This is a genomic window from Bacillus sp. K2I17 (assembly GCF_002209985.1).
Lineage (GTDB): Bacteria > Bacillota > Bacilli > Bacillales > Bacillaceae_G > Bacillus_A > Bacillus_A wiedmannii.
In genome coordinates, this window is the sequence record NZ_NJGF01000066.1 from 1 (window position 1) to 13,146 (window position 13,146).

Annotated in this window: 11 protein-coding genes and 3 pseudogenes; 10 read left to right on the top strand and 4 right to left on the bottom strand. The window is 31.0% G+C overall.

The window, feature by feature from the left end; all coding sequences use genetic code 11:
• Window positions 1-145: pseudogene (locus CER22_RS29440) on the top strand (HXXEE domain-containing protein); the annotation flags it as partial.
• Between the two features lie 286 nt (window positions 146-431).
• On the opposite strand, the gene CER22_RS29445 reads toward CER22_RS29440, so the two are convergent.
• The 4 genes and pseudogenes from CER22_RS29445 to CER22_RS33900 all read right to left on the bottom strand — a co-directional run.
• On the bottom strand, window positions 432-929 hold the full coding sequence (locus CER22_RS29445; protein WP_256943757.1) for a hypothetical protein: 498 nt from the start codon (window positions 927-929) through the stop codon (window positions 432-434).
• A gap of 68 nt (window positions 930-997) precedes the next feature.
• Window positions 998-1,129 (bottom strand): hypothetical protein, encoded by a 132-nt coding sequence (locus CER22_RS33895; protein ID WP_256943758.1) that lies wholly within the window; start codon window positions 1,127-1,129, stop codon window positions 998-1,000.
• 189 nt (window positions 1,130-1,318) lie between these two features.
• Window positions 1,319-2,093 (bottom strand): annotated as a pseudogene (locus CER22_RS29450) (Tn3 family transposase); the annotation flags it as partial.
• A pseudogene (locus CER22_RS33900) lies at window positions 2,084-2,155 on the bottom strand (DUF523 domain-containing protein); the annotation flags it as partial. The pseudogenes CER22_RS33900 and CER22_RS29450, both read right to left, overlap by 10 nt.
• A 258-nt stretch (window positions 2,156-2,413) precedes the next feature.
• Here CER22_RS33900 and CER22_RS29455 point away from each other — a divergent pair.
• The 9 genes from CER22_RS29455 to CER22_RS29495 all read left to right on the top strand — a co-directional run bounded on the left by CER22_RS29455 (window position 2,414) and on the right by CER22_RS29495 (window position 12,988).
• Entirely contained in the window at window positions 2,414-3,181 is a 768-nt protein-coding gene (locus CER22_RS29455) for an ABC transporter ATP-binding protein (RefSeq protein ID WP_088610310.1), read from the top strand.
• Window positions 3,171-5,156 carry an FtsX-like permease family protein gene (locus CER22_RS29460; protein WP_088610311.1) on the top strand — a complete coding sequence of 662 codons (1,986 nt, stop codon included), beginning with the start codon at window positions 3,171-3,173 and terminating at the stop codon, window positions 5,154-5,156. The genes CER22_RS29455 and CER22_RS29460 overlap by 11 nt, the downstream gene beginning before the upstream one ends.
• Window positions 5,157-5,237: 81 nt before the next feature.
• Window positions 5,238-5,909, top strand: coding sequence for a response regulator transcription factor (locus CER22_RS29465; RefSeq protein WP_088610312.1), 672 nt, complete (start codon window positions 5,238-5,240; stop codon window positions 5,907-5,909).
• On the top strand, window positions 5,906-6,916 hold the full coding sequence (locus CER22_RS29470) for a sensor histidine kinase (protein WP_088610313.1): 1,011 nt from the start codon (window positions 5,906-5,908) through the stop codon (window positions 6,914-6,916). Before CER22_RS29465 ends, CER22_RS29470 begins: the two co-directional genes overlap by 4 nt.
• An 832-nt stretch (window positions 6,917-7,748) precedes the next feature.
• On the top strand, window positions 7,749-8,435 hold the full coding sequence (locus CER22_RS29475) for a response regulator transcription factor (protein WP_088610314.1): 687 nt from the start codon (window positions 7,749-7,751) through the stop codon (window positions 8,433-8,435).
• Entirely contained in the window at window positions 8,432-9,505 is a 1,074-nt protein-coding gene (locus CER22_RS29480; protein WP_088610315.1) for a sensor histidine kinase, read from the top strand. Before CER22_RS29475 ends, CER22_RS29480 begins: the two co-directional genes overlap by 4 nt.
• A gap of 285 nt (window positions 9,506-9,790) precedes the next feature.
• Window positions 9,791-10,552, top strand: a complete 762-nt coding sequence (locus CER22_RS29485) for an ABC transporter ATP-binding protein (protein WP_088610316.1) — start codon at window positions 9,791-9,793, stop codon at window positions 10,550-10,552.
• 16 nt (window positions 10,553-10,568) lie between these two features.
• Window positions 10,569-12,398 (top strand): FtsX-like permease family protein, encoded by a 1,830-nt coding sequence (locus tag CER22_RS29490; RefSeq protein ID WP_088610317.1) that lies wholly within the window; start codon window positions 10,569-10,571, stop codon window positions 12,396-12,398.
• 365 nt (window positions 12,399-12,763) lie between these two features.
• Entirely contained in the window at window positions 12,764-12,988 is a 225-nt protein-coding gene (locus CER22_RS29495) for a hypothetical protein (RefSeq protein ID WP_000486589.1), read from the top strand.
• Window positions 12,989-13,146 lie beyond the last annotated feature (158 nt).

A 13,146-nucleotide genomic window follows, 5' to 3' on the forward strand; every position in this document is an offset into this window, starting at 1 on the left:
TTTGGATTGGATATTAGGGATAATCTATTTTCTAGTAGCTACCTATTTTTTAATTATAAAAGGAAACATGTTACTGAAAAATAAGGAGACAATTCATTATTTTTCTACAAAGCAATTAGGTCCGTACAATGCTACGTTAAAGTGATTCAGATTTTGGATGCTGAAGAGAGTACAAGTGAATTACAAAAGAAAGGTGCTTAGGCGCCTTTCTTTTTTTGATAGAGATTTTTGTATTTTGGGGTAGCGCCACATCACTATCAACCTAATAAAACAAAATACCCCCTAAAATGAAAAAATGAGCTGACTTCTCAAAATAACTAACTATTGAGAAAGAAAATTTTCATTTGGGGGGTACTTCAAAACCTTAGCTTGATAGCGATGTGGCCGGACCTCTAAAATAAACTACTTTGGTTCAAAATTAATATTTATTTTCAGTTATTAGGTGGAAAAACACTTACTGGTATGTCCGACTTATACAATTGCTCTAATATCTTTTGGTCTTTACAATATACTATTGCATAACCATATTTATTTACTAAATCAATTCTTACAAAAATTGTTTCTTCGGTATTGCACCACCACTCAAAATATTTATCTGAAAATGATTCTCTCTTAATTTTATTTAAAGCTTCCGTTTTTTTAAACTCATCAATTTCACTAATTTTAGCCCCACGTGTTAGCCACGTTTTATGCTTATTAACCATATAATATTTAATTGCATCATCGTCTAAAAATTCTTCTATATTGTCAGCTCTAATGAAAAAACGTCCCATGCAGAAATCATATATTTTCCCATCCTCATCAATACAAGGTCCAAAATCTCCTGCATAATGATAATCCATACATTGAACATAGTATTTTCCGTTTTCTTTTTCAAAAAATTTAAGTTCATATTTTTCTTCAAATTCATTGAAGAAAAACATATCCATTTGGAAACCTTCATAAAATCTTTCACCAATTTTATACCAAATGCCACCAAATGCTACTTGAAAATCAATTACTTTATCAAAAAGGGTATTCCTTCATTGGCAAATACTCTTTTAATTTCATCTTTATTTTTAATTGCATCAACTTTCTTACCGGATAATATCATGTCATTTACTGTCTCAGATAAGATTTTTTTCTCCATACTTTTAATACCCTCCATATGAATTTTTGTTACGAATTTTATAACAACTATTCTTTAGTTTATATATTATACATATTAACTCTTGTGACTATCTACATAAAGGGATCACCATATCAAAAAAAGAAAATTGTACGTTTAGACATAATTTAGCCGGTACCTTGTACGTTAAAGAACCGGCTAAATACTTTACTACTTTTTTATATAATTTTTGTCTCGTAATGGTCTTAGATTATTAAAATTTGTTTTTTCATTTAAGTTCCAAACATAATCACCTGTCAACGTAATATGTTCCCATCCAAGTGGAGATATATGTTGTAAATATTCCTCTGGAATGGCCATGCCTTTTGCACGTAAAGCATCTACTGCACGTGATATGTATACCGTATTCCATAATACAATTGCTGAAATAAGAAGTTGCAAACCACTCGCTCTATGTAATTGATCTTCATAAGAACGATCACGAATTTCCCCTAATCGATTGAAAAATACAGCTCGAGCAAGTGCGTGTTTTGCTTCACCTTTATTTAAACCAACCTGAACACGTCTTCTAAGCTCAGGACTCTAAAGTATATAAAGTTCTTTCAATCCTACCCATCCCACGTAATGTTACGGATAAGCTATCCTGCATTGGATAGGCTGCAAGCATTTTAAGAATAAGAGAAGCTGTGACTGTTCCATTACGAACAGAACTAGTTAATTGTAATAAATCATCCCAATTTTCTCTTATTTTCTTTGTATGAATTATTCCGCCAATCATAAATTTTAGATGCGGTTGATTTAAGGGCTTTTCAAAAGTATAAATTTTATTCTTACTAAACGTTTTGATTCTAGGAGCAAATCGAAACCCTAAAATATGACACATGGCAAAAACATGATCTACAAAGCCTGCTGCATCCGTTTAATGTTCTTCAATTTCATGATATAGTAGGGCATCAATAATATGTGGCGCTTCTTCTAAATGACTATGAATCCATGTCTTTTAAATAGAGCTGTTGTTACGCCGTAACCAGTTTGTTTATTTCCACTAATTACATAAGTCTTATCGTTTTTGCACCAGAACCAATACCCCTACATTTATCTGCCTCTTTGGTAAGGCATCGAATAATCCTTACTTATCCCATCGCGATTTCTGATAACTTACATGTAGAGGTATCACTCAATATAACAAAAATGTAATGTTAATGAAATGTAATTCCAGCGATACTATAAATGAAATTATATAAAATGAATTACATAAATGAATGGGAGTTAAAGAATTTTTATAATGAAAAAGGAGAAGTATTAATGCGAAATATATTAAGTGTAGAAAAAATTGAAAAATATTATGGTAATAAAGATAATGTAACAAAGGCTATAGATAATATTAGTTTTAAGGTAGATGAGGGAGAATTTGTTGGGATAATGGGGCCTTCAGGAAGTGGCAAAACTACATTACTTAACTGTATATCAACTATTGATAATGTTACTACGGGAAAAATAATAATAAATAATAGTGACATTACTCGGTTAAAATCAAAGTCACTAGATAAGTTTAGACAAAATGAATTAGGGTTTATATTTCAGGACTTTAATTTATTAGATACCCTTACTGCTTATGAAAATATTGCCCTAGCTTTAACAATAAAAGGTGAGGAAAGTTCAAAAATTGATGGCAAAACACAAGCAGTTGCAAAATATTTAGACATTGAACAAGTATTAAGCAAATACCCTTATCAAATGTCAGGCGGACAAAAACAAAGGGTTGCTTCGGCAAGAGCTATCGTAACAGATCCATCTTTAGTACTTGCAGATGAACCAACAGGATCGTTAGATTCTAAATCAGCTAGATTATTACTCGAAAGATTTGAATGTCTAAATAAGGATTTAAAAGCTACAATACTTATGGTTACTCATGATGCATTTACAGCAAGCTATGCTCGTAGAATTCTTTTTATTAAAGATGGAAAAATATTTAGCGAGTTGGTAAGAGGGAATGATTCTAGAAAAGAATTCTTTACTAAAATTATCGAAGTTATAACCCTTCTTGGAGGTGACGATAATAATGTATTCTAAGATTGCTATTGGGAATGTAAAGAAAAGTCTTAAAGATTATGCAATATATTTCTTAACACTAACACTGGCTGTTTGTATATTTTATAGCTTTAACTCAATAGAAGCACAAAAGGCACTTATGGAAATTAACGCTTCAGATAGAAAGTATGTGCCTACAATAATGAACGTTATCTCAAATGTGTCAGTATTTGTATCCGTAATATTAGGTGGTTTAATATTGTATGCAAATAATTTCTTAATCAAAAAACGTAAACAAGAATTAGGAATATACATGACTTTAGGTATGGGAAGAAGAAACATATCCAGAATATTAGTAACAGAGACATTTCTAGTTGGTGTTATATCTTTAGTGAGTGGGCTTATAATAGGTATTGGAGTATCACAGGGATTATCTACATTTGCATTAAAGTTATTTGACTTGCCCATCAATAAATATAAATTTGCAATTTCAACAGGTGCTATAGGTAAAAGCATATTATACTTTGGAATCATGTTTTTGCTTGTTATGTTATTTAATGTATATGTTGTTTCTAAATACAAAATAATTGATTTGTTAACAGCAGGTAGAAAAAACGAAGATGTAAAATTTAGAAATTCTTTTATCTACGTAATCACATTTATTATGTGTGTAGCATCACTTGGATATGCATATGTGAGTGTACTAAAAATCGGATTGAATTTTAAAAATCCTATGCTCATGGTATCAATCATTCTTGGCATATTAGGTACATTGCTGTTTTTCTTTAGTTTATCTGGATTTATATTATATGTTGTAAAGAAGAATAAAAAAGTCTATTTTAAAGGATTAAATATATTTATCATCAAACAAATAAATAGTAAGGTTAATACAAATTTTATATCCATGTCTTTAATCTGTTTAATGTTATTCCTTACAATGGTGGCGTTATCTACAGGAATCAGCTTTAACAGAATGATGGACGCAACAATGAAAGAAGTAACACCATTTGATGCTAGTATTACGTTGGAGAATAAGGATGAAAGTTACACTATAGAAGACGTATTAAATAAAGTTAATTTTAAAATAAGCAATAACGAAAAATATGTATCTTATAATGTATATCGAACAGGGATGAAAGTGGTGGACTTTGTACCAGAACGTAAAGATTATAAGGATAGCGGTCTGGATTTCATTAAAGTATCTGATTATAATAAAATTTTAAATCTTAAAGGTGAAAAGGAAATCACTTTAAATAACAATGAAGTATTACTTTTATCAAATGAAAGCCGGTTGGTTAATTCGATAAATGAAAGATTAAAAAATAGCAATAAGGTGAATATTAAAGAAAAAGAATATCTGGTAAAAAACGCTAAAGTTATACAAGAGAATCTTTACACTTCTGATGTGCGAACTAATTACTTCACAATCGTTATAAATGATGAGTTTTTATCAGGCTACAAAATTATTGCATCCGTACTTAATGTAAATTATTTAGATGGAAATAGAGAAGAACATAATAAAAAATATGATAACGTTGCACGGGGCTTTTATGACGAAAATGGCCCGAAATTAAATATTAATCGTATATCAGGCAAATCAAAGGATGAAGTTTGTGCAGAAAGTAAGGGATTGAAAACTATCATACTGTTTATTGGGATATATATAGGTATTGTATTTTTAATAACGAGTATGGCTGTATTAGCTCTTCAACAATTATCAGAAGCCAGTGATAGCATAGATCGATATAAATCTTTGAAGAGAATTGGTTCAAACGGAACAATGATCGACAAAACGATTTTTATTCAAACTTTCGTATACTTTAGTCTTCCAGTTATTCTTGCCATAATTCATTCTATAGTTGGAATTTATGTAGTCAATAATTATATTAACGCATTTCAACAAACAGACATTATTTTACCAGCATTGATGACTGGCTTAGTATTTCTTGTAGTTTATGTAGGATATTTCTACACGACATATGTCGGGTATAAAAATATTGTAAAAAGTAATACTTGATTTTATAATGCTCATTAAGGCTATTACACCTTGTTTCTCATGATGTAATAGCCTTATATTCTGTATAGGGAGGGGAAAATCATGAAAAAAATCATTCTTATTGAAGATGATGAAATCATCAGAGAAGAATTACAAAATTTTTTTATAAAGTATGGATATGAAGTAAAGGCTCCCACAGATTTTAATCATATTATCGAATATATAGAAAGTGAGAATGCAGACCTTATATTACTAGACATAAATCTTCCTGTGTTCGATGGCTATTATATATGCAGAGAAATACGTAAAACTTCAGATGTTCCAATCATCATGGTTACAAGCAGAGATAGTGATGTAGATGAACTAATAAGTATGAATTTAGGAGCAGATGATTTTATAACAAAGCCTTATAATACAGAAATACTATTAGCAAGAGTAACAAACATTTTAAGAAGAACATCTGGAGATTTAAAGACGAATCATATCTTAATTTATAGAGATTTTAATTTAAATCTTTCAAATGCAACAGTTACTTATCAAGACAAGTCTGTAGAGTTAACTAAAAATGAAGTTAAGATACTCTCATGCTTAATAAATAATCGCGGTAATATTGTAAAAAGAGATTCACTCATGGAAACCTTATGGAAATCTGATTATTTTGTGGATGATAGCACCTTAACTGTTAATATAAATAGATTAAGAAAAAAGCTTGAAGAGATAGGTATAGAAAATCCAATTGCAACAAGAAGAAGGTTAGGGTATATAATGCCATGAATATAGGTGAATTTATTAAAGATAAAATGGTAGTAATACTATCTAATGTACTGGTATTTATTATACTAGCAGGTATATTGCTGACTGCGAATGTTCAGTTCATTATAATATTCTTTGTCTTTTGTATTTGGTTTTTTCCATTGATTTCATATATGGCTATAGAATTTATAAAATGTAAAAATTATTATAATGAGATTAACGGCATATTAGAAAACTTGGAGAAAAAATACCTACTTCCAGAGGTAGTAAAGGAAGCAAACTTTATACATGGGGAAAAGCTTAACGCTATACTGAAAGAAGTAAGTAGGGATATGCATGAAAATGTAAAATATTATAGAGATATGCAAATAGATTACAGAGAATATATAGAGACATGGGTGCATGAAATTAAGACACCAATAGCTTCTACAAAGCTAATAATTGAAAATAATCAAAATGAAGTAACTAATAAAATTGACTCTCAAATGGATCGAATCGAGGGGTTTGTAGAACAGGTTCTGTATTATTCTCGAAGCAATAACGTTAATAAAGACTATATTATAAAACCCATCAACCTTGATGATGTAATAAGAACTGTAATTAAAAGAAATTATAGAGATTTTATTCATAAGAGAATAAAATTAGATATAAAAGATATTAATAAAATCGTATATAGTGATAGAAAATGGGTTGAATTTATTATTAATCAAATATTAGGAAATTCCATAAAGTATTCAAATAACAAAGAACAAATGATACGTATATACTCAATTAAGAAAGCTAACTCAGTAATACTAACTATAGAGGATAATGGAGTAGGGATAATAACTAAAGATATAAATAGAGTTTTTGAAAAAGGGTTTACTGGAGAGAATGGAAGGAGATTTAGCAAAAGTACAGGAATGGGTTTGTATCTATGCGAAAAACTATGCTCAAAATTAGGAATGAAAATTGGCATTGAATCTAAAGTGAATAAAGGAACTAGAGTTACATTAATATTTCCGTTGTCAGGTATGGTAACTTTTTAGCCTTGTTTATAAAAGAGATGCTGCCATCTTTCTACGAATTTCGTATGAAACTTATAAACAAATTTAAAACGGTATGAAAAGAGTAGAAATTCTCTTCATACCGTTTGTATTATTTAGCCATTTAACATATTGGTATATTTAATTGTGGATCGGATGGATGTTAATCTGGATTAGTCATTACTACTATTGATGTCCACTAATACTTTACGTAAGATTTGGTTCGGTTGCTACACAGACCTCGTAAGCGAGAAATTGTACACTATATAAAACAGTAAAATAAATATCCGATCCCTTAGCTTACAAGGAATCAGATATTTTGTGTCTAAATTGTGTCCAAACGTACAATTTTCTTTTTTTGATATGGTAACCCCATCACCATCAAGCTAAGAAATGCAAATACCTCAAAACAAAAAAATGAGCATTTTGTTACAAGTTAGTACAAAATTTCGTTCTGAGGCACTATAAAATTTTAGCTTGAAGGGCATGTATGGTGAGGCCTAATAGTGAACATTTCAAGAGTGGCTATATATTCTTATGACAAAATGCTGTAGAAAGCTTAAGAATTCTTAAGAACTTTTTCCCCTTTTTCTTAAGATTTGGACGCTAGTGTATAATTATGAATTCAAACCTGTGGGTGGATTAAGTATGAAAATAATTAACTTCCTTATTTCTGTATATAATGAACTATAAAAAGTTGGTGCAGCCCTTCCAATTTCAAGGTTTATTAGAGTCAAAATAATTTAAGGAATTAATTTGAAGAAAGCAAGATAGAAATGTTTCACCTGCTTATGTCTTTAGTTGTTCAATACGAGAAAAAATGTGGAGGAATAATATGGATTCAAAAATTCTTATTGTCGATGATGATAAAGAGATTAGAAATCTTATCTCTGTTTATTTAGAAAATGAAGGTCTTAAAACTCAAAAGGCAGAAGATGCTATGGAAGCTTTAAAACTGTTAGAAGAAAAGGAGTTTGATTTGATTATTTTAGATATTATGATGCCTAATATGGATGGTATTGAAGCGTGTATGAAGATTAGGGAAGACCGCAATATACCTATCATCATGCTATCTGCAAAATCTGAGGATATAGACAAAATTCAGGGTCTAGCCTCTGGTGCAGACGATTATTTATCAAAACCGTTTAACCCATTAGAATTAATTGCTAGGGTAAAATCGCAATTAAGAAGGTTTAAAAAATATAATACGTCAATAGAAAATAATAAAAGCATTCTAGAAATTGGAGACTTAACCGTGAATACAGATACTCGTCAAGTATGGGTAAGGGGAAAGGAAACAAGGCTAACTCCAAAAGAATTTGATATTCTCGAACTACTTGCCCGTAACAAAGGGATTGTCCTGAGTGTAGCAAAAATATATGAAGCAGTTTGGAAAGAGGTTTTTTATAAATCAGACAATACCGTCATGGTGCATATTACAAAAATAAGAGACAAGATTGAAGAGGATTCTAAACATCCCATTTATATTAAAACTGTTTGGGGAATTGGGTACAAAATATGAAGAAAGTTAGTTTTAGAAATAAGATCATTATAAAACTTCTTGTTGCTGTTGCAGTTAGTTTTTTTATTTCGTTTGGTTTTACAATCCTCAATTTTCTATTCATAACATCAATAGAAAGAAATTACCACATTTTTAGTATGTTTGAATTCAATTTCGTAATGTTGTTCTTATTCGCGTTCGCAATCTTTACTTTTATCGTCATTTTTTTGATATTGGTTCGAAAGAAAATAGTATATTTGAAGCGCATTTCTGATAATGTGAATGATATTGCAAATGGAAAACTGGGTTTGACAATTGAGATTAAGGGGAAGGACGAATTGACCCAACTTGCTCAAAATATCAACTATATGTCCAAGGAATTGGAGGATACATTTGAACAGGAAAGACGATTAGAACGTACAAAAAATGAACTCATAACTAACGTATCTCATGACTTACGCACACCGTTGACATCTATTATTGGTTATATAGATTTATTAAAAAGAGGGCAATACGACAGTGAAACACAATTACAGGAATATCTTGAAACTACTTATTTAAAATCAAAGAGATTGAAATATTTAATTGATGAACTGTTTGAATATACCCGTTTATCAGGCATCGATGCTAAGTTAAACTTTAATGAAGTTGATTTATCAGGTTTGTTGGAGCAAATAGTTGGAGAATATATTCCTATATTTGAAAAAGAAAGTTTAAACGTTCAAAAATCAATCACGGAAGAAACAATACCTATTATCATGGATGTAGAAAAAATGGTACGTGTATATGAAAATCTGTTTATGAATGCGATAAAGTACAGCATGAAACCATCCGAATTATCCGTATGTCTTGAACTAATAGGTAACAAAGCAATTTTGAAAGTATCAAATAAAGTCGAGAAGCCGTCTGTTAGCGACCCTAATAAATTGTTTGAAAGATTTTTCAGGGGTGATAAGGCAAGAAAAAATGATCAAGGAAATGGACTGGGACTTGCTATCTCAAAAAGAATTGTTGAACTTCATCATGGTAATATACATGCAGAATATAAAGAAGGTTGGATATCCTTTATTGTTGAACATCCAATCAAATAGATTGGCTTATGGAATTACAGGTTCCATAAGCTTTTTTTTTATAAAACTTAAGAATTCTTAAGGATTTTACAGGGTGTTTCCTAATTTTTATAGTTTATCATGTATGTATTCAAAGCAATGAGGTGAGTGGAGAAATTAAAAATAAAATTTTCTTTACAGCTTTCAATTGGATACATCGTGACAGCCTTATAGAAAAGGTAGATGCAACATGACTATTTTGTTAGTAGCAAATATGAATAGCAGCTTATTTTAAAGAAATGAAAAAACAAACATAGGAGGATATATATGATAAAACCAGTTGTAGATGTAAAAAACATTCAAAAATTGTACGGTAAAAAAGGTGAGAATCAATCGCACGCGTTAAAAGGTGTATCATTCTCAATTCAAGAGGGGGAGTTTGTCGGTATTATGGGGCCATCTGGTTCTGGTAAAACAACATTATTAAATGTAATTTCAACGTTAGATAAAGCGACAGGCGGCGTTGTTGAAATTGCAGGAACGGATATTACGAAAATGAAGCAAGGTGAGCTTTCTGATTTCCGTTCGCAAAAATTAGGATTCATTTTCCAAGACTTTAACTTATTAGAGAATTTATCTATTTACGAAAATATTGCAATTCCACTTTCCCTTCAAGGTGTCCCATCACGAAATATTGGACAGAAAGTAGAAAAAGTAGCTGATATGTTAGGAATCTCAGCAATCCTTCAAAAGTATCCATCTGAAGTATCTGGTGGACAAAAGCAGCGTTCAGCAGCAGCTCGTGCGTTAGTGCATGAGCCAGCAATTATTTTAGGGGATGAGCCAACAGGAGCGCTTGATTCTAAAAATGCAACAAGTTTACTGGATGCGATGACAAACTTAAATAAAGAACAAGGTGTATCTATCATGATGGTTACGCATGATCCGTACAGTGCAAGTTACTGTCAGCGTATTTTATTCATTCAAGATGGTGAGCTATATAAAGAAATTTATCGCGGTGGTACACGTGAAGAGTTCTATAAAGAAATTTTAGACGTGCTTGCAAACATTGGCACACAAAAAGCGTAAGGAAGGAAGTTCAATCATGCTATTTAAGCTTTCCATGTCAGGCCTAAAAAGTAAGTTCCAAGATTACATTGTCTTACTTGTTGGCCTTATTGTCTCTATTTCAACTTTTTATATGTTTCAAACGCTAGCATCCAATAAAACGTTCCTTGAATCTAACTCTTCTATTAGGGATATTGTGTCTGTATTTAAAATTGGTTCCTTTTTGTTAGCGATTATCACATTTTTCTATATTTTATATGCAAACTCTTTCTTATCAGCTCTTCGCCAAAAAGAATTTGGTATGTATATGATGTTAGGAGCAAAAAAGCATAAAGTTACCTTACTTATGTTTATTGAAACAATCATATTAGGTGCCACATCTCTTTTGATTGGAATTACAATTGGTGTAGGACTTGCAGAAGGTATCGGTCAGTTATTAATGAAACAACTCGAGTTTACTGGTGAAGGTTATAAAGCATTTTATCTGCCATCTATCACTATTACTTGCGTCTTCTTTTTTGCACTATTTATATTATCAGCAATTATGAATAGTATTAAATTATCGCGTATTTCTGTATTACAACTTGTACATGCAGATGCACAAACAGAACGTGTCGCCGTAAAAGGAAAAATGACAGTTGTAGTTGCATTCCTTGGTATTATTTTAATAGGTATTGGTTATGCATCACTGATTTATATTTCTCATGCAAATTCGCTAATTGTTTTGGGATTAATGGCCGTTGGATTAATCACAGCAACCGTTGGTACTTACCTTATATTTGGATCACTTCTCCCAGTTATGATTAACAAGCTAAAGAGTAATAAAAAACATAGTGAAAAAGGGCTGAATGCTTTTACTTTTGCACAATTAAATTTCCGCATTAATGGTCTAACAAATGTGCTTGCAACAGTAGCAATCTTAGTGGCTCTTGGTGCTGGTGGAATTGCTTGTGGTATGGCATTTAAAAACAACATCCTAAAAATGACAGATCAAATGCGAATTTACGATTCAGTCATTCATAATCCAACAGCGGAAGAAAAGAAAATTTTGGGTGGTATCTTATTTCAAGAAAAACTTGAATATCATTACAAAGTTGATGATAGGTATGTTTATTATCTTAAAGAAGATTTAGAAAAAAATCGCCCTTTCTTGCAAGGTATGAAAATAGAAAAAGTTTCAGAGGGATTACCCATTGGTGCATTTTCAATAAAAAGGGTTAAAGGAGAGACCGACACAAAACAATGGATCCAGGCTTTCAGAACGATCCAGCCAAATTATTTATATCCTGATTATGAAATGAAAATTGTAGATCAAAACATATACGATGGGTTGAAGGGTAAAGAAAGTACTGTTTTTATGGGGAAAACAGATGATTTTGGATCATACATAAAAGAATGGAAAAAACTTGATAAATTACAGCTATCAAAATATAAAAATGTAAAGGCGGAAGAATTGGATAGTAAGTATCAAGCGTATATTGTGAGTCATGATTTTGCCAGCGGACTAATGTTTATGGGTTTTTTCGTTGGAGTTGCATTTTTAGCAATGATGGCAAGCTGCTTAATGTTTAAAATTCTATCCGGTGCATCCAAAGATAGTACACGTTATCAAATGCTTCGTAAAATCGGTGTTCGCCGGGAGTTATTAATAAAATCGATTTATAAGGAGTTATTCTTTATATTTTTAGTCCCAGCAATTGTGGGTATTGTTCACGTATTAGTTGGTATGAACATGTTCAGCGTTCTTTTGGCTGATCCGTACTTTCGTATTTGGCTACCAATTATTATTTTCGTAGTGATTTACTCGATTTACTATTTGATTACAGTTCAATTGTACAAAGGAATTGTACTTCCGAAAGAAAATTAATGTAATGATATTATTTATACGGAATATCAACATAATCTGCTCCCATTTATTGAACATTCTAAATGGATTTGGAAATAATAAATGGGGTACCACCACATGGCTATCAACCTAAAATTTTATAGTACCCCCAAAACGAGAAAATTGGCATCTCCAGGTGAAAATATACATTTTTTGTTTTGGGGCAACTAGTTTCATTAGCTTGATGGGCATATTGGTGGAACCCCGAAATGGACATTTGAATAGATAATGCCTTCCTTAAAATAACCTTAATTAAAACATGGTTTTGATAATATATGGAAAATAAATGGTACAATTTTCTGGTATAACCTAAATAAAATTTATTTTAGAAAAGGGGTAGAAGGGAAATGTTCCAGAAGTTCAAGTTTTATTTAATGAGCATTTTAATTAGTTCAATGTTAGGTGGAATTATTATAGGTGCTAATTTCTTGGTCCATAACATATATAATTTAGTTGCAGGTAAAGAATATCATTTTAATATGTGGTCTTCTATTATTATATTTAGTGTTGTATTTATTTCGGGTTTCTCGTACGCGTTGAAGAAGGGGCCAGATATATTTGTTAATGATTAAACCAATAGCAATTATTGTAGGCGCTGCCGTGATCTGGATGGCGTCTTGTTTGTTGTTAAGGAAAGATAACAAAACTAAATTTCCTTAAAATGAAAAAACGCTATTCTTTCTGTAGAATCATAGGTGGTCTGCCCCCATTTGGTGAGACAAAGAAAAAA